Genomic DNA, 17,845 nt, shown 5'->3' on the forward strand with positions numbered 1-17,845 from the left:
TCTTCCTTTACATTATTTTTTCTTTGCCTTTACCTTAGCCAGCGCACGATTCAACTGGTGATAAACAAAATTAAGATAAAGGCTTACCAGACAAGTTCCTACTAAAAATGGCAATACATAACCTAAATAACTAAAAGCAAAAAGAAGAATCACAGCTTTCAATGTCGTCCACGGAGAAAACAGTAGGAGATAACTCATGTTCTGTCGGACTTCTTTCCCCTTTATGCCATATCGTTCATACAAAAATGATTGAACCATCACCATCACTAAATTAATCATCAACATCCCAATTAATACCGGGCGATACTGATTAAAATCTGTGGTGTGGCTCCATTGAATTACCAATAACGTGTACACCATCAACACAGACAATAGGATATTGTATAAACAAATCCGATTGATGGTAATAAAGTTTTCTTTAAAGCTCTTCACTTGAACCTTAACAGCCTCTACGAAATTCAACTCCTGCTCACTAACCGCAACCGTCGCGACCATTAGCGGACCCACGCCAAAAATGCCTAAGGTTATGACTAACTCGATAATCGCCAGCATATTTAAGACCACAATTTTTAGAATTTTATCTGAGAGACTATTCAATCCTTTCAGTGACCATGTCATTGTCATTACCCCTTCACACTTCCAACTGTAATTCCCTTAGCAAAATATTTTTGCAAAAAAGGATAGACGCATAAGATTGGCAATGCACCTAAAAAAATTTGCGCTGACTGCATTGTCTTATTGCCAATTGCTGACAACTGCTTAATTAATTCTGGATCAGTGGCATCTTTGATTAAAGAAGATGCTTGGATCATATTTTGTAAATAAGTCGCTAAAGGGTAATTAGCAGTGTCGTTCATGTATAATAGTGGCGCAAACCAATCATTCCAATGCCCCACCATAGTAAACAGTGTAATCGTTGCAATTGAAGCGGTGCTTAACGGGAGATAGACTTTAAACAATATCGTCCAATGACTGGCCCCGTCAATCAGGGCTGCTTCCTCTAAAGCTTTTGGAATCCCTCTAAAAAAATTAAGCATCAAAATAATATTTCCTGTTGCAACAGCCCCTGGAATGACCAATGCCCAAATCGTATCAATAAAGCCTACCTGCTTAACAACCAAATAAGTTGGAATTAAACCACCGTTGAACAACATGGCAAAAATAAAAATCCAAACATAGTATTTGCGTGCTTTAAAGTCATTGTTTTCTTTTGATAGCGGATAGGCACATAAAATGGTGGTTCCCACGCCAATAATTGACCCCAGTATCACCCGTTTAACACTGACCAGTAATGACTGCAAAAATTCAGACTTGGCTGCTAAATATTTATACGCTTCAAACGACAACTCTTTTGGAAAAAAAGTTACAGCTCCACTGTTTGCCGCTGCGTCTGAACTAAGAGAAATCGCCAAGACATGGACAAATGGTAAAATACAAATTAAAGCGACCAAGGTCAGAAACAGATAATTAAAAACTTCAAACACTCGAAATGACTTACTTACTTTCTTCATACTGTTCCCTCCTAAAAAATTCTGAAATCACTAAACTTATATGCAAACCAGTATGACAATGAGGTCAAGGCCAAAGAGATAACTGATTTAAACAGCCCAATTGCTGTTGAAAAACTATATTGAGCCTGCTGGAACCCTAGTCGATAAACAAAGGTGTCTAAAATATCACCAGTCTTGTAGACAGAAGGATTGTATAAGTTAAAAATTTGATCAAACCCTGCGTTAAGAATATTACCTAAGCTAAGGATCGTCATGACAACCACAATTGGCATAATTCCCGGCAAGGTAATATGCTTAATCTGCTTCCACTTATTTGCACCATCTATTTGAGCCGCTTCATACAGCGATCCATCTATGCCTGTCAATGCAGCGAAATAAATAATCGTATTGTAACCAAAATTTTTCCAGACATCCGTCGCAAAGATCGTTCGTCTAAACCACTCATTATCCCCTAGGAAAAAAATAGGTTTATGGCCAAACGCTTTGACGATTTCGTTAATCAATCCTGAAGAAGGTGACAATAAATCGATAAAAACGCCACCTAGAATAACCCAAGAGATAAAATTAGGTAAATAGATAATCGTTTGAACACCTTTTAAAAACCATTTTTTTCGTACTTCATTGATCAATAAAGCAAAGATAACCGGAACAATTAAATTAAGCACAATTTTTACAGCGGCTATATACGTCGTATTAAAGACAATTTGGCCTGTATCAGGAAAATTCATGATATCCCTAAAATTAGCTAAACCAACCCAATCCGATCCCAAAATACCTCTGGCAGGACGGTAATTTTGAAAAGCCATCACAACACCAAACATCGGCAAATAATTAAAAATTAAAAGGATTAACAATCCTGGTAAGATCATCAGATGTAACGGGGTATTTTTATTAAAGAACTTTGCAAAAATCGATTTTTTTTTCTTAGGCAACTCCATTTCCTTCATCTCCTCCTATCCTATAAAAAAAGTTTCGCGAATATAGAGAGAAAGTTTTATACTTTCTTCTATTCTAAGAAAAGACTGTGGAATAGACAGACACCACAGTCTTTTTCTTTGGCCATTCTGTTAGTGATTAACAGGCAAAACCATGATTATTTCAAATTAGGATTGGCTTTAAACCATGTATTTAATTCTTCCACAACTTGATCACCACCATTTTTCTGCCACTCTTTAACATAATTATCAAAGCTATCAATGGGTTGATTGCCAGTAATAATATTCATAAAATTATCCAATTCAATTTTTTCAAGAATACTTTGTTTGATTTTGATCGTTGGTGAACCAAATCCTTGATTGTAATTATAAGCATAATGATCGCCATCGGCATATTTTCCTAAGGCAACACCTGGTCCAGTTGGCGATGTTTCCCACTCATTTAACATTTCCAAAGGCGTTCCTTTGCCTTCCTTGGCAAATTTAAGGGCATTTTGAATCTTCGTTTCTTCCTCTGGATCAACATCCTCAGAATACTCACCCGTCTCTTCATAGTGCTTACGTTGCACTGGCCAGCGCAAGGTCGCTTCGGGAATGCCGCCAATTGGAAAACCGTGAAAACCAGATTGTCCCGTTGGTGAATTATAGTTGTACATCCCAAACTCATCCAAGGTTTTTAAAGAATCCCATTTTTCCAGAGTGAAATTCAATAATTTGAATAAGGCTTCTGGATTTTTAGCACCTTTTTTAACTACCCAAAAATCGCCTGCTGTTGTTGGCATTTCTTGACTGGCAACTGAGCCATCTGACATTTGAATGGGGACTGCAATAAATTTCGCTTCGGGATTACTCGTTAATACTGGCTCGATAACACCTGCGTTAGCTCCCGTTCCACTGAACCAAATACCAGCTTTACCACCCTTTAATTCTTCATTAACTTTTTCGTTGTCCTTAGCAATAAACTCCATGTCAATGACGCCATCTTCAAATTTCTCATTCATCACTGCTAAGGCTTTTTTCATTTCAGGCTGAATACTAGAATATTCTAACTCACCTTTGTCATTGACTTCATAAATATTTCGATGAGCTCCATAAGCCGAAGCAATAGCACCAACTTGACTTAAGGTCTTATCCATCGGAATGCCAATCGTGTTTTCGCCGCCTAATTTATTCTTTTGAAAAGCTTCCGCAATTTCCCAAACTTCTTCGATTGTTTCAGGCGCATCTAACTTCACTTTGTCTAACCAATCTTTACGAATCATCACAACTGTCCGTGACGCCTGCTCGTTCCCCGCAATTGGAACACCATAAATTTTTCCGTCAACCATACTACCTTCTAAAGCCCGTTTTCCATTAGCCTCAGTAAATGTTTTAAGACGATCGGAAGCAAACTTATCGTAAATATCTGTAATATCCGCTAACATATCATCCTCTATCAATTGCTCCAACATATTGTTCGGCACCTTGAATAAGTCAGGTAAGTCATCTGAAGCAATCAACGTATTCAACCGCTCTGGATAGCTAGAAGAAGCAATAACTGCTTTAACGTCCAATACCACATTTAATTCATCCTGATAAGCCTTTCCCCATGCCGTCTCGGTAAAAGGTGTCTTAACTTTTCCGAAAGGGTCAGAGATAACCATCGTTGTCGTAATTGCTTCTTTGTACGGTGCTCCTGGTTCAACACTAACATCTGAGGCTTTAACCGGTTTCTCGTCGTTGCCTTCCTTTGTCCCACATGCAGCTAATGCCACACTACCCAACACTAATAAACACAATAGAAGTCTGCTCTTTTTCATGTCTTTCCTCCTTTGATTGATCACACCCAAAGTATACGTTTTCTTTTTTTGGTACAATAGACTATTTTTTTAAGGTCTTATACAATAATCTTAGATAATTGTCATTATTTTACTTATTTTAACTAATCCGCAATTTCTTAGCCTGTCCTTTATTATAAACATCCTCCACTATTTTTCCAGACTTCCCGTCGATTCGTTCTAGTCGTCATGGAAGCTCTTTTTAATAATCAAGGCAGTTCTTTTCTTTCTGAGATTGACAGACAAAATTTCTATTGCTATGATTTAACTAATTTCAGATGACTGCCAACACTCAATTATAGTGAAAGAAAGGACAAAAATTCATGGAAAATAAAACTTTTTCTCGAATATATGCAGCAATCTTCACTATTTTTGCAGTTGCTATCATTATCGGTACCCTATTATTTTTCAAACAAATATCAAATGCGATTGATAATGAAAAGGAAAGCCTCACCAATGAATTAGAAATACTCAACATTTCAATAAATGATAACTTAGATAAACTGTCCCAATCTGCATTTCTGATTTCTAAAAGTAATTCACTACTTGAATTTGAAATTGATAGCTCCAGATATTCACCCGAACAGGCGTATCAATTATTACTGGCTAAGAATTTTGAAGATGTCCTACAAATACAGAGTTTTTCCATTAAGATGATGAACAATTTTGAAGTCTTTTTTCCAAAGACACAGCAAACACTTGGCACCTCGGCGCCATATAAAAATTTAACAGATAAAAAAGTCATTTTATTTAGAAATTGGTTATATGAAAAAAATCAATCCGGCGCGCTACTTTCCTACTACACAAATAATCTCAATAGTAAAAACTTGGAATCAACAAATAAAACCGATTACATCGTCAGAGTCTCAGTCGACCCCAATCAGTTGCTCGCTCAAAATATGCGTTCTTCCGATGGTGTGGCCTTGATTATTAACAACTCGATTTATACAAATAATCTATTCAACGATGCCAATAAATTTTTTTATGATAAATACGCCAATGGCAATACCGATAAAAACAGTTTTATCACATTTAAACACAATAAAATTTATTTGATGTCTCGTTATCAAGATGATCAAACACCCCTTTTTACACTTGCCAGTGTTAAGGATATTACCCATATCATGCCCAATATCATCTTATCCATTATTGCTTTTTTAACCGTTATCTCCATTCTAACTGCGGTTATCTTCTACGCTCTGTCAGTGATTCGACGAAAAATTCATCAACCCTTAAGAGAAGTTACCTCTGGGCTGTTGGAATTTCAACAAAGTAACTACGATTATCGAATTAATTCGCACGCCGAAAGTGAATATCAATATATCATTAAAAACTTTAATCTCTTAGGCCAAAAAATAACCACACTCATTCAAGACGTCATCGATGAACAAGACCGAACCAAAAGTGCCGAATTAAAGCAATTACAGTTACAGATGAACCCACACTTTTTATACAATTCTCTGTCATTTATTGCCAGTGCCGCTAAACTAAATATGACCGATGACGTGATAGAGATGTGTTACTCATTATCTGATTATTACCGTTATATCCTTTCGAAAAGTAATGGGGATAACACGATCAAAATGGAAATGGATGCGATTCTAACCTACTTACATATCTTTGAAATGCGCTCTCAGCGTCTAAACTATCAGATGGCAATCAATTCTGACCTTTACGACATCAAGTTTCCACCTATGTTGTTGCAACCAATCGTTGAGAATTCCATTAAATTTGGGATTGAAACATCTGAGGATAACTTAGAAATAAACATCAAAGGGTTTATTCAACAAGAGGAACTTATTTTACAAGTGGAAGATAACGGCAAAATCATCACGCCAAAAGAAATCACCTATATTAATCAGGTGATTTTACAAGGTGATGATCAAACTCATATTGGTTTAATTAATATTAAACGTCGCCTGCACTATAATTTCGGCAAAACAACTTCTTTAAAAGTATCGCAGAATACACCACGCGGTCTTGTAGTCACAATAAAAATTCCAGTCGCCTCGTTGGTATAACCAACGCCATTGACCTTTATCTAATATGATTTCAGGAGGAAAAACAGATGAAACTACTTCTTATTGATGATGAACCATTACTGATCAAAAGCATGTTACTAATTGACTGGAGAACTCACGGATTCAGCCAAGTATTCACTGCCAATAAAGCCTCTGTTGCTTTAGATATCGTGCAAAATAATGAAATCGATTTACTGATTTCCGATATAAAAATGCCTGGGCTGACTGGTCTCGACTTGTATGAACAAATCTTAATTCATTTTCCTAATATGTTGTGCATTTATATTTCAGGCTATGAAAAATTTTCTTACGCTAAACAAGCAGTCAAACTTCATGCCGTTGATTTTCTTACGAAACCCGTTAAAGATGACGAGCTATTAGCTGCCGTCGGCCGTGCCACTGAACTTATTCAACAGAGGGAAGACTCTCCTGAGGACCAATTTGCCGAAAGAAAAATCATCAATCGCTTTTTAAATGGCAAGCTGTCAACAGACGAAATTGAGAAAATAGCTTTCTTTAAAGAAGGGGCAACATACTCTGAGTTTCAGTTGATCGCGATTGAATACAGCGAGACAGATATTTCATTAGAAAACCTGATTCGCTCAGTCTCACAATTAATCAAAAAAAGTTCACAAAAATACTTAGAAGCTTACTTTATTTACAACAAAAAAAATTGCCTCTACTATGTGATAAAGAAAAAAAATAAAGTAAAAAAATCATTATGGCACTTGAGTCTCGATAACATTCGCTTAATCATTCATCAAACCTTATTTTTAACTGTCAGAGTTTATTATTCAGCCGAAAAATTGTCGCTTGCTCAATTAGTTCAGCACCTTAGATTTATGAGAGATCAACTTTATAATATGCCGCTATCTCAAAAGTCGGTCATTGAAGTTAGTCCTCAAATAACAGAGGATTCGTTCTCATTTTCCATCCAAGAACTACATAAAAAACCAAGTTTTCAACAATTATTTGAAATTGAGAATTTTGAAGAAATCTATAAAAAATTAACATTAATTGAGGTAGAGGTTTCCAAAAACACCTCAGACTCACACGCCTTACAAGACGAATTACTCTTTACCTTTATCAATAGTTTTTATTATCTCATCAGCATAAAAAATAGCACCATTATAAAAAATATGCGAGACTCGCTTATTCGTCTTAACTTGGAACGAAGCTATTCCTCCTTTTCCGAATTAATTATTTTCCTAAGAACCATGACTCAAGAATTTCAAGAAGAAAGTCAAAAGTTGAATTCATTCTCTTTAATCGATAGAATTAATCATTTGATTTATAAAAATACTGAAAAAAATATTACTGTTTCCTGGATAGCAGAAGCACTCAACTATCATCCGGCATATATTTCTAAAATCTATAAAGAAAAGACAGGCCACAATTTGAAAGATATTATTTTCCAAGAAAAAATGCAATACGCTACTCGTCTTCTGAGGAATCCTGAATTAAGAATTTACGAAATCGCAGAGCTAGTCGGCTTTGCCAATATCTCCTATTTCTCTGCACAATTTAAAAATACCATTGGCATGACCCCTTTGGATTATCGTAATTCCATTCGTAGCCAGTTGATTTAACTCAGAGTTAATAATCAGGCCGATTTCCAAAACCATCGTAACTCTATTTATCACGACAGACTAACATATGTTGACCTCTGTTCAGACTATGCTTTTCATTAATTACAATTTTTCTCTTTCTAGCACATAAGATTAAAGAAAATGCGGAATGAAAGACACACTCTCCATTCATTAGCTTTGTAAAATCACTTATCAGTTCTATTAATCAAGGAACCAAAAAAACAGGAATCTTCTGATAAGAATGATTCCTGTTCGTATTTACAGCTGTTCCCGTCTAGCTCGCATTTCTTTTTGGAGTTTTTTGTGAGCCTTCTTTGAGCCCCGTTCTAAGTCTCGTTTTTCCTTACGATAATGATAAGAAGTAAACAAACTATCTAAGTCGTAATCTGAGGGGTACAACTGTGTCGCTGGTATTTCAAGTTTAAGGCGCTTTTTAGGTACCTCCACGAGCTCCTCGTTCGATAAAATTACCACGGTTTGGCGTTTTTCATCTTCAGCAAAGACAATTGCCTGCTGACCATTTTCCAAATAAAGCACACGATCGCCTTTCGACAGAGGGACCGATTCTTGTACTTCCCTTGCCACAACGACATGTTTCGGCTGTCGTTGAGTTCTTTTTTCTAAATGATACTCACGATTGTCCAGATAGCTCTGAGCTTTCGCCACAACTTGCTCATTAAGTGCCATTTTATTGGCAATCCAAAAGGCATTACTTTCTCCCGTCTCGCCCATAATCAACTGGTAACGTGGCGATAAGGTAGCAGCGTCAAAGGCCATGGCGGCTGTAACAAAATCAGGGTGAAGAGTTGAATACCGTTTAATTTCTCCATAATGAGTTGTCGTTACCACCGTACAACCTTTTTGATAAAATGCTTCCATGATGGCAATGGCTAACGCAGCGCCTTCGTTTGGTTCTGTTCCGCTACCCAATTCATCTAGTAGAATTAAACTGTTAGCCTGAGCTTCTTTCATAATAGCAGAAATATTGCTCATGTGTCCTGAAAAAGTACTCAAGGCATTCTCAATACTCTGTTGATCACCGATATCCACAAAAATTTGATCGTACAAAGCAATTTCAGTCGGTTCGTCTGCCATGATCTCCATGCCAATCATCACTTGTAAGGTGATCAATCCGAGGGTTTTAAGCACCACGGTTTTGCCTCCTGCATTAGGGCCGGTAATCGTTAAGGCATGATGATCTTTACCTAAGGTTAGATTAAGGGGGACCGCTTGTTTCCCTAATAAGGTATGTTTGACATTCACAAAGTGAGTGTAACCTTCTCTATTAACCTGAGGTTCTCTTCCACCAATATCTCGGCTGTATTTACCACGAGCAAAAATTGCGTCATATTCAGCTATGATGTCAATGTTCAACTTAACAGTTGTCATCTGTTCGGCAATCATCCCCGTCAAAGCAGATTGAATTTGATAGACTTCAGCACTCTCCGCTAATTTCAACCCGTATAACTTATCATTCAGTTTTGTCACGCCGGCAGGTTCAATAAAAACCGTTGTTCCTTTACTTGAAGCATCCACGATAGTACCGCTTATTTGATTTTTATATGTTGCCTTAATTGGCACTGTAAATCGTTCATTTTTCTTGACGATAATAAACTCTTGAATTTTACTTTTGTTGCCACTACTTCGTAAAAACTTACTTAGTTTTTCTTCTATCTCACGTTCACATTCTTGAATACTTCTACGAATTTTGCGTAATTCTCGACTAGCTTCAGTGTCGATTTGATTGTTACGAATTGTTCGATAAATATCGTCTTCCACATCGCTAAACGTTTGGATCGCCAAACTATAATTAGCCAACAGCGGCGAGAGACTTTTATTTTTTTCCATAAAGTTTTGAATCAAACGACCGCTGCGCAAAAAGTCAGCATAATCAATCAATTCATGAGGGTCTAAAATGAAGCCTTTCTCCACTTGATTCGTTAAATGCTCAATGTTGCTTAATCCCATAAATGGAACATGGAGATTAGCTAATAATAAAGCCTTTGCTTCAGCAGTTTCTCTCAGTCTATTTTTTACCAGTGCCAGATTGCTACTGGGTGTTAATTCTTCGATGCGTTGTTTTCCATAAGAGCTAATTGCATACCCTTTTAAACGCTCGATTACTTGGATAAATTGTGTTTTTTCAATTGTGTCTTTATTCATGTTGTTCTCCTCAATCATAATGATAGCCTATGTTGCTACATTCTTTATCTCTATCTAGCTGCTACCATCTTACAGTTTTATTTATATTGTCACATTTCTCTAACTAAACAATTCCCCTAGCTAAGATACTCATTTTATTTTGAATGAGCCATTTCGTGATATCAAAAAGAGCCAAGGATAAATTCCCTAGCTCAAATAAACTATTAAAAAAATAGTCCTTTTTATTGAGTAAGTTCAGTATCTTTTGAGGTCACCAAATAAATGTTCTGACGAACAAAATTTATTCAGTCTTTAATTACCTAGTTAGATACTGTTACACTCACAAAAAGCACTCCTGATTGATTTATTTAACATTCAAAATAATAACTCCAACAAAATTATACAATGATTCTTAGCTGACGTCAAATTGAACTGGTTACTTTCACTAACTTTAGCCTCCTAATGCTTATAAAAGCTGATTTTCCCGATTTATGTTATACTAATTTTAAGGAGATGATCAATTATGGCCCGCAAAGAAAGATCGATTGTCAGTATTAAAAATGATATTTTAGCATCTAAGCTATATGTTGAAGACGGTAAACTGATCGTGATTCAAAATAATTCTGAACGAATGGTTTACGAAGGAGTTGATTTTTTCGATCTTACAATTGAAGGAACTACCTTAATCTTAAACTTTTCCGTGTTGGACGAATCAGAAAAATACGACCACTCTCTTGACTTGTCATTTGTGAATAATGTTAATCAAGTGAATGTTCAGATGTAGCAATAACTCAAGGAGACAATGGACTTCCGTCCATTGTCTCCTCTTTGGGCAACTATTCGCTATAAATCTCTGTTGTTTCAATGCTTTCATCTACAGCAAGTTGTTGTTTCGTCATCATTCCATGGCCTTTGCTCTGCCATTTTTCCTCTACATTCTATCTTGAATGATTCTTTTTGTTCTATTACAAACCAGCTGTTGAATCTAGCTTACAGAATCATTAATTAATATTTCAAATTGTTTAAGAATAGAACAGCCATGTCGGGTTTAACCCGACACTCTAAAATCACTTTTTCGTTTTGTTAAACAAGTTAATCAGGTTGCTAAAACACTGTTTTCATCATGAAACCCACTCTTAAAACGTTATTTTCATTAATCCTGTTAAACCCGACATACTGCTCGAAATATTACTCACTTTTGTTATGGATACCCCCTTACTAATGAGGCTATCTGAATCCTCGATGAGTCATTGTCAAAGTTTTATCAGATCGTTATTAAATTTTTCAGAAAAAAAGTGGTCATGTCGGGTTTAACCCGACACTCTAAAATCGCTTTTTTGTTTTGTTAAACAAGTTAATCAGGTTGCTAAAACACTGTTTTCATCATGAAATTCACTATTAAAGTGTTATTTTCATTAATCCTGTTAAACCCGACATACTGCTCGAAATATTATTCACTTTCGTTATGGATACCCCCTTACTAATGAGGCCACCTGAATCCTCGATGAGCAACCGAAAAAATTTCATTAAATCGTTATTTAATTCTTCAGAAAAAAAGTGGTCATGTCGGGTTTAACCCGACACTCTAAAATCGCTTTTTTGTTTTGTTAAACAAGTTATTCAGGTTGCTAAAACACTGTTTTCATCATGAAAGCCACTCTTAAAACGTTATTTTCACTAATCCTGTTAAACCCGACATACTGCTCGAAATATTATTCACTTTTGTTATGGATACCCCCTTACTAATGAGGCCATCTGAATCCTCGATGAGCAATCGAAAGAATTTCATCAAATCGTTATTTAATTCTTCAGAAAAAAAGTGGTCATGTCGGGTTTAACCTGACACTTTAAGATCACTTTTTGTTTGGTTAAACGAGCGAGTCAGGTTGATAAAATATTTTTTCTACTATAAGCACTTTTCTCAAAGCGTTATTTTCACTAATCCTGTTAAACCCGACATACAGTCAAAAGGAGCGGGAAAAATTTTTTATCGCAGTTACCTATAATAAATCTCCCTTTCGTAATACTTGACACTATGCACAATCCGATATCTTGATAAATGGCATGCTTACTCCGATTTATACCACATTCACGCATGATCGTCTAAGTACTAATTTCCTTGAATATCAGTTAATTTTTCAGAAACGAAGCGAATCTTCCAATGTTATTCCGTATTATGAGGAAAATTCTACCACCAAAGAAAAAAAGTGATCCTTTAGTGAAATTAGTGGTAGAAATTGAAAATTAATCACTATACATTAGCCATAACATGACTAATTTTACTACACAATGTCAAACACGGCTTGGGATAATGTTATGCGCTACCTGTTGTGAATTAGATAGGCAACAAAAACACTGACTTTTTCTGTCAGTGTTCATAGAAAAATCTATTATGGCTCAGTTTATAACTAAATTACTAACTCTAATCAGAAACTGGCAATCAGATAATCGGCTTAATAGAGGACGACCAAATTGGTAAGCTATCGATCCTTATCCTTTGTTATTCTTTGCGGTAAGTTAACGCAATTCCCTTAATAAAATTACGGGCAAAATTATCGCCACACATTTGATAGTTACGGTGGCCTTCTTTTCTTAAAATCGCGCCTAATTCACTTTCGGTAACCGTTAGCCCAGCTTTGCCAATAATCTCAACCATCTCTGTGCTAGTTAAGGCCAAAGCAATTTTCAGCTTTTTCATCATGACGTTATTGCCATTTTGATGTGTCATCCCCAATGGTACAGGTTTTTCGACTTCCCCTGGTTTTAAGGGACGCTTCCCTCTCTTAAAAGTAATTAAACCATTATAAAACATCTCCAAGGTCTTATTATCAATTGTCGTTTCATATAAGTTTTCAGGGTACTTCTCTGTTTCTGTCGCCGGATTAGGCACTCGCTTTAAAAACAGTGCCACTTCCTCTTTGGTCAGTTTTAAACCACCTAACTCAAATATTTTGACCAGCTCTGCGTCTTTAATATCAAGGGCATATCTCAACCTGACAAGTTTATCATTGTTATTCATCATCATACCTACCTCATAAAGTATTATCAGTTGCTCTTGCTTTAACCCACTCACGAGCAAACGATTAATTATCTCTGTTTTAGTATAATACGAATGACACAAGAATGCATCTTTAATTACGACCTATAACAATTCTTTTGCTAATAAACGATACGTTTGCAGTCTTTTTGCTTGACTGTGTGTAATACTGACAATCATCGCCTCATCAAACCCAAAAAGTTCTCCCTCTTGGCTGATCTGATCTCCGACGATTTTGGGCGTTCCAACTAAGTGACGATATTTTCGATCTTCTGTTAACTTTATCTTGTCCATCTCCGTCAAACGACGCTTAACATCTTGAGCTCCTTCTGGTGTCAAGAAATCCAGTTTCCCACCTTTTGTTAACATCAGACGATGAATTTCAACAGGACCAGCCTCATAATCAGCCTCTTCTTGAGTTTCGGCGACGGTCGCCATATAGGCCACATTGATAGCCGGTTTCTCAGCGTAGTAAGAAGGCTCAAAAAAGTTGCGATAAGTCTCAAAGATCTCTTTACTCATTCCACCCATAAAAAATTGAGCAAATGAATAATTAATGCCCATCCGGCCGGCTTCCATCGCACTATTGCCACTAGAACCTAAAAGCCAAGCTTCTGGTAACCGAACATTAACTGGTGAGGCCAACGTCTCTCGATAAATGAGGTCAGCGGGACGCTGATCGCGTATCAATTCTAAGGTGGTCAATAATTTACCATACATGTCATCATGCTTCACTTGATTACCAGATGCCAATGCTTTTGCAGACCGCATATCTCCTCCTGGTGCTCGTCCTACGCCAAAATCTATGCGGCCAGGTGCTAAGGCACTCAATGTTTTAAAGACTTCGGCCATTTTCAGTGGCGAGTAATGCATCATCATTGTGCCGCCAGTTCCCAAACGAAGTCTTTTAGTAGCCGCCGCTACATAAGCCGTGATAATTTCAGGTGCCGAACTGGCATAGCTCGCTCCTCCATGATGCTCTGCAAACCACATACGTTCAAATCCTAGCTGATCAGCCAATTGAGCCAATTCGATGGTTTTTTCAATCGCACCAACGGCTGTCTGGCCTTCAGTTACTGGTAATTGATCCAATACACTTAATTTCATCTGATCCTCCTTAAATTTGTTCTTCTACTATTATAACTAATTTAAAGTAAGAAAGATAACAATCAGTTTGAAAAACTCACGGGAAAGCCAAACTAATTGGCAACCTGCTTTAATAACCAGCCTAGAGAATTACCTCAAAAATTCCTAGCTAGCTCAATTTCTACTGAAGTCGTTTGCCATTTTTCTGGTTCTTCAATCTGAATGATGGTGTTATACCCCAATGAAACCCAAAATACTAATCCCAAATAATTGGCACCTGATACTAACAACTCCGATCGACTGATTCCTTTTGCACGATAAATCCTATCAAAAGCCAAGACAGCCGCTTTACCGATGCCTTTTCGTTTAAAATGATTGCCGATATAAAAATGTAAAATGTAATAATAACTAGTCGGCTTTTCCAACAACCAAGCATACCCAGCAATCATCGTGTCCGCATAAATGGTATAACAGATAACTTGCTCTCCTTCAGGTGGGTCACCAATAAGTCCTGTGATATCATCTAAAGGTTTGAGTGGTGGTCTTCCCTCGACTTTCTTAAAATGAGGACAGGCCTCTTGATAAAGCTGATTAAGTCGTGCCCTTTCTCCTTCAACTGATACTGACACTTCAATATTATTCAAATGATCTCCTTTATTATTCAGTCTTTTTATTTATTGGTCCACACTTGTCCATCATTACTGCTGACCTGCTATCGGTGACATTCAAACAATCAACAACATGACCATTTTCCTCTAATAACCCATCCGTTATGACAAACTTCCGCTACAACATACTTGTGACAATTTATCAACAAATCACTTCTAGAGAACAAAAAAAGACGGTTACTGCTGATGTGGACCGTCAACGTTACTCGTCTCTTCTCAGTATTTACAACAATTTTATTAGCATCATGCTAGCAAGAACAGCATATTATAAAAGCTCGTTCAGAATATGGGCAATGCCATCATCATCATTTGATAAGGTAACGTGAGTGGCAATATCCTTTAATTCCTGCACGGCATTTTCCATCGCAATCGAAAATCCCGCGTACTCTAGCATGGATCGATCATTATGACCATCGCCGACCGCCATCATTTCTGCCGGTTCAATTCCCATTGGTTGCAAAACTGTCGCTAAGGCTTGCGCCTTGTCAACATTTTTCGCAGTGAACTCAAAATAAAAATCAGCTGTAAACATCGCATTTAAGGTCTGTTCAAAAGGTGCCATCATTTTTTTGTGATTTTCTGCTAAATAATCTGAATCGGCTGCTGTTAATATTTTGCTTAATTCATGGTCTAAAGACTCAGCCAAATCGGCTTGCTCACAAAGTAAAAAATTGCCCCCACGAGCCTCATATTCAATAATATTAATTTCCGTCCCACGATACATCAGGTGATCGGCGAAGACATTGTTTACGTACATATAATTACCCTTATCAATCATCACCTTGACATCAAATTGTTTTAAGTGTTCCAGTACCGCCTTCCCTTCTGAGACCGTCAAGCCTCGACTGTATAGTTCTGCCATCGTTTGACAATCAATCACCTTGGCACCGTTATAGGAGACTAATAAGCCATGATGTTTTGCCATCTCAAGTTCCTCGGCATGTTGAATCATTCCCGTAGTTGGTCGACCAGAAGCCAACACTAATTTTATGCCCTTTTGTTGCGCGTCAATCAATGTCGCTTTGGTCTTTGGGCTTATGTTCTTTTCACTGTTTAACAAGGTACCATCCAAATCCAAAATTATCGCTTTTATCGTCATACTCTCAGCACTTCCTTCTCTTTATAGGTCTGTCAATCTCATTGTATCATCACCCCCGAAAGAATATGCCTGGTCTAGCAAAGTTGATACTATTTTTTCAGATAGTTGATACCTGTCTGCTATTTTTGAAAAATTATATCAATTTTTTATTCATTTTCTGATAGTTTTCTAATTTATAACTCAAATTTTTATCGTAGTTACGGTTAAAATAAATGGCATAAAGTGTATCAAAGACTGTTAATAACGACAAACGCGTTGAAAATGATGAGACTTTATCATAATGATTTTCAACGGAAGCCAAATAAAGCTTGTGAGTCGCAAATTCGAGCAACGGATTTTCTTGAATTGACGTAATTAGAATAATCGGCACCTCATTTTCCTTCAACAATTTAACTACTTCTCGTGTGGTTTGGCCTCGGCCGCCATACGACACAACGATTGCCACATGACGGTGATCACTATTTGCTGCTGACAGCCTTTGGATATAATCCTCCTCAGGGACATTGATCAATACACCGATTTCTTGCATCTGAAATTTAAAATTTTGAGCAAAAAACAAATTGGCTGACGCGGCATAAACATCAATGGTTGTCGCCTGCAATAATAGTTTTCCAACTTCCACTAACTCATCAGGATTAGCATAGCCAACGGTTTCATCAATGGTATAGGTGTAAATTTTATTTAAATTACTCATGATCTGAAAGGGCGTATCTGACTCGACAATCGGATAATCATAATCAATCCCAGCGTCTTTATCAAGAGTTCTCAAGCTTGATGCTAGCTCAATTTTTAGTTCTGCAAAACCTGCCAAACCTAACTTATTTATCAGTCTATAAATCGTTGATACTGAAACAAATGCCGCAGCTCCTAGCTCAGCCGAACGAAAATTGATGACCTCTCTAGGATGAGCGACAATATAAGTGACCAACGTTTTTTCATTTGCCGTCAACTCTGTTAATTCTGACATTTTAGTAACAATATTCATCATTCATTCTCCTTCAACAACCTTTCATTCTACTATTACCCATTATATCATGAGTCCACCAGAAGCTGATTCAGATAACCGGAACTTGCATTCGAATAAACATATTGCGCTGATTGTCATTTAGCTTGGGCACTTCATAAATCACTTCACAAATATAATCACCCATAACTTGCAACCCTTGGACCTTAATCATTTGATAAAATTGATCTAAACGTTTCAATTCATCCGAAAAGGAATGGCAATAATAAACCGCATAATTTCCAGCAGGCAAACTAATTGTCGGTACCTCGCTGATTTTTTTAGGAACAAACATAAAGAGTTCTTGAGAAAGAAACACCTGTTTGACAAAGTTCTCTCGTTGGATGGTGGAGCCGATGCGATTGAAATCTGCTCGCTGGAAACCTTTTCCAACTAAGTGCTGCTTAAATTCACGTAAATGGTATTCGTATTCCAACTCAGACATTTGATAAATATTTTTCCTTAGGGGGTACGTCAAAATATGCCGCTTTGGAAACTTCTTGATTTCCATACTGTCTTTATTTTGGTTCAGCTGATACTCGAACATATTTTCTTGGAAGCTATCCAATGAATTAATTCGCTTTTCTATCCGTTTTTTTTCTGCGATTAACGCTTGATGTTTTTCCTGAATTAAGGTTTCTAACAAAGATAAGTCATCGGACTCCTCTAGTAAAACTTTTATTTCATTTAATGAAAACTCAAACCCCTTAAGAAATTGAATAATATCAACACTTGCAGATTGATTTAAGTGATAGTAACGGTAATTTGTCTCGGAATCGATATAAGCCGGAACAATTAGACCAACTTTTTCATAATAACGTAACGTCTGGATAGAAATACTGTTCAATTCAGCAAAATCGCCAATTTTCATTTTAGAAAACATTTTCAAAACTCTCCCTTGACTCTCTAGTTACTATAGAGATTATACTATGATTGT

General features: G+C 36.8%; 14 protein-coding genes. 3 read left to right on the forward strand and 11 right to left on the reverse strand.

Features of this window, described 5'->3' with window-relative positions:
• Nucleotides 1-12 precede the first annotated feature (12 nt).
• The 4 genes from I6N95_RS12855 to I6N95_RS12870 all read right to left on the reverse strand — a co-directional run bounded on the left by I6N95_RS12855 (nucleotide 13) and on the right by I6N95_RS12870 (nucleotide 4,245).
• Nucleotides 13-618 carry a YesL family protein gene (locus I6N95_RS12855; protein ID WP_209528584.1) on the reverse strand — a complete coding sequence of 202 codons (606 nt, stop codon included), beginning with the start codon at nucleotides 616-618 and terminating at the stop codon, nucleotides 13-15.
• Nucleotides 619-623: 5 nt separating this feature from the next.
• Complete coding sequence (locus I6N95_RS12860; protein ID WP_209528586.1) at nucleotides 624-1,511, reverse strand: carbohydrate ABC transporter permease; 888 nt, start codon at nucleotides 1,509-1,511, stop codon at nucleotides 624-626.
• Between the two features lie 11 nt (nucleotides 1,512-1,522).
• Nucleotides 1,523-2,458 (reverse strand): ABC transporter permease, encoded by a 936-nt coding sequence (locus I6N95_RS12865; protein ID WP_245249485.1) that lies wholly within the window; start codon nucleotides 2,456-2,458, stop codon nucleotides 1,523-1,525.
• 146 nt (nucleotides 2,459-2,604) lie between these two features.
• The gene (locus I6N95_RS12870; RefSeq protein WP_209528588.1) at nucleotides 2,605-4,245 is read right to left on the reverse strand and encodes an extracellular solute-binding protein; all 1,641 of its coding nucleotides are present in this window, start codon (nucleotides 4,243-4,245) and stop codon (nucleotides 2,605-2,607) included.
• 341 nt (nucleotides 4,246-4,586) lie between these two features.
• Between I6N95_RS12870 and I6N95_RS12875 the strand changes: the two genes are divergently transcribed.
• Together I6N95_RS12875 and I6N95_RS12880 are read left to right on the forward strand one after the other, a co-directional pair.
• On the forward strand, nucleotides 4,587-6,284 hold the full coding sequence (locus tag I6N95_RS12875; protein WP_209528590.1) for a sensor histidine kinase: 1,698 nt from the start codon (nucleotides 4,587-4,589) through the stop codon (nucleotides 6,282-6,284).
• Between the two features lie 47 nt (nucleotides 6,285-6,331).
• A complete protein-coding gene (locus I6N95_RS12880) occupies nucleotides 6,332-7,873 on the forward strand; it encodes a response regulator transcription factor (RefSeq protein ID WP_209528592.1) in 1,542 nt (513 codons plus the stop codon).
• A gap of 258 nt (nucleotides 7,874-8,131) precedes the next feature.
• Here the strand turns inward: I6N95_RS12880 and I6N95_RS12885 are convergent, their stop codons facing one another.
• Nucleotides 8,132-10,036: an endonuclease MutS2 gene (locus tag I6N95_RS12885; protein WP_209528594.1), complete on the reverse strand. Its 1,905-nt coding sequence runs from the start codon at nucleotides 10,034-10,036 to the stop codon at nucleotides 8,132-8,134.
• 502 nt (nucleotides 10,037-10,538) lie between these two features.
• Between I6N95_RS12885 and I6N95_RS12890 the strand changes: the two genes are divergently transcribed.
• Nucleotides 10,539-10,799 (forward strand): hypothetical protein, encoded by a 261-nt coding sequence (locus I6N95_RS12890; protein WP_209528596.1) that lies wholly within the window; start codon nucleotides 10,539-10,541, stop codon nucleotides 10,797-10,799.
• A 1,716-nt stretch (nucleotides 10,800-12,515) separates the two neighbouring features.
• Here the strand turns inward: I6N95_RS12890 and I6N95_RS12895 are convergent.
• The 6 genes from I6N95_RS12895 to I6N95_RS12920 form a co-directional block, all read right to left on the reverse strand.
• Nucleotides 12,516-13,037, reverse strand: coding sequence for a YehS family protein (locus I6N95_RS12895; RefSeq protein ID WP_430727541.1), 522 nt, complete (start codon nucleotides 13,035-13,037; stop codon nucleotides 12,516-12,518).
• Nucleotides 13,038-13,157: 120 nt separating this feature from the next.
• A complete protein-coding gene (locus I6N95_RS12900; RefSeq protein WP_209528598.1) occupies nucleotides 13,158-14,159 on the reverse strand; it encodes an LLM class flavin-dependent oxidoreductase in 1,002 nt (333 codons plus the stop codon).
• Between the two features lie 134 nt (nucleotides 14,160-14,293).
• Nucleotides 14,294-14,782 (reverse strand): GNAT family N-acetyltransferase, encoded by a 489-nt coding sequence (locus tag I6N95_RS12905; RefSeq protein ID WP_209528600.1) that lies wholly within the window; start codon nucleotides 14,780-14,782, stop codon nucleotides 14,294-14,296.
• A gap of 289 nt (nucleotides 14,783-15,071) precedes the next feature.
• Nucleotides 15,072-15,905: a Cof-type HAD-IIB family hydrolase gene (locus I6N95_RS12910; protein ID WP_209528602.1), complete on the reverse strand. Its 834-nt coding sequence runs from the start codon at nucleotides 15,903-15,905 to the stop codon at nucleotides 15,072-15,074.
• Nucleotides 15,906-16,038: 133 nt separating this feature from the next.
• Nucleotides 16,039-16,890 carry a MurR/RpiR family transcriptional regulator gene (locus I6N95_RS12915; RefSeq protein ID WP_209528604.1) on the reverse strand — a complete coding sequence of 284 codons (852 nt, stop codon included), beginning with the start codon at nucleotides 16,888-16,890 and terminating at the stop codon, nucleotides 16,039-16,041.
• 70 nt (nucleotides 16,891-16,960) lie between these two features.
• Nucleotides 16,961-17,791 (reverse strand): MerR family transcriptional regulator, encoded by an 831-nt coding sequence (locus I6N95_RS12920; protein ID WP_209528605.1) that lies wholly within the window; start codon nucleotides 17,789-17,791, stop codon nucleotides 16,961-16,963.
• Between the last annotated feature and the right edge of the window lie 54 nt (nucleotides 17,792-17,845).

Origin of the sequence: Vagococcus allomyrinae (assembly GCF_017829975.1) — a bacterium.
Classification (GTDB): Bacteria; Bacillota; Bacilli; order Lactobacillales; family Vagococcaceae; genus Vagococcus_D; species Vagococcus_D allomyrinae.

Excerpts from the sequence above, each read along its gene's own strand:
- I6N95_RS12855 (WP_209528584.1), bottom strand. The coding sequence starts at position 618 with ATGACATGGTCACTGAAAGGATTGAATAGTCTCTCAGATAAAATTCTA.
- I6N95_RS12860 (WP_209528586.1), bottom strand. The coding sequence starts at position 1,511 with ATGAAGAAAGTAAGTAAGTCATTTCGAGTGTTTGAAGTTTTTAATTAT.
- I6N95_RS12865 (WP_245249485.1), bottom strand. The coding sequence starts at position 2,458 with ATGAAGGAAATGGAGTTGCCTAAGAAAAAAAAATCGATTTTTGCAAAG.
- I6N95_RS12870 (WP_209528588.1), bottom strand. The coding sequence starts at position 4,245 with ATGAAAAAGAGCAGACTTCTATTGTGTTTATTAGTGTTGGGTAGTGTG.
- I6N95_RS12875 (WP_209528590.1), top strand. The coding sequence starts at position 4,587 with ATGGAAAATAAAACTTTTTCTCGAATATATGCAGCAATCTTCACTATT.
- I6N95_RS12880 (WP_209528592.1), top strand. The coding sequence starts at position 6,332 with ATGAAACTACTTCTTATTGATGATGAACCATTACTGATCAAAAGCATG.
- I6N95_RS12885 (WP_209528594.1), bottom strand. The coding sequence starts at position 10,036 with ATGAATAAAGACACAATTGAAAAAACACAATTTATCCAAGTAATCGAG.
- I6N95_RS12890 (WP_209528596.1), top strand. The coding sequence starts at position 10,539 with ATGGCCCGCAAAGAAAGATCGATTGTCAGTATTAAAAATGATATTTTA.
- I6N95_RS12895 (WP_430727541.1), bottom strand. The coding sequence starts at position 13,037 with ATGATGAATAACAATGATAAACTTGTCAGGTTGAGATATGCCCTTGAT.
- I6N95_RS12900 (WP_209528598.1), bottom strand. The coding sequence starts at position 14,159 with ATGAAATTAAGTGTATTGGATCAATTACCAGTAACTGAAGGCCAGACA.
- I6N95_RS12910 (WP_209528602.1), bottom strand. The coding sequence starts at position 15,905 with ATGACGATAAAAGCGATAATTTTGGATTTGGATGGTACCTTGTTAAAC.
- I6N95_RS12915 (WP_209528604.1), bottom strand. The coding sequence starts at position 16,890 with ATGAATATTGTTACTAAAATGTCAGAATTAACAGAGTTGACGGCAAAT.
- I6N95_RS12920 (WP_209528605.1), bottom strand. The coding sequence starts at position 17,791 with ATGTTTTCTAAAATGAAAATTGGCGATTTTGCTGAATTGAACAGTATT.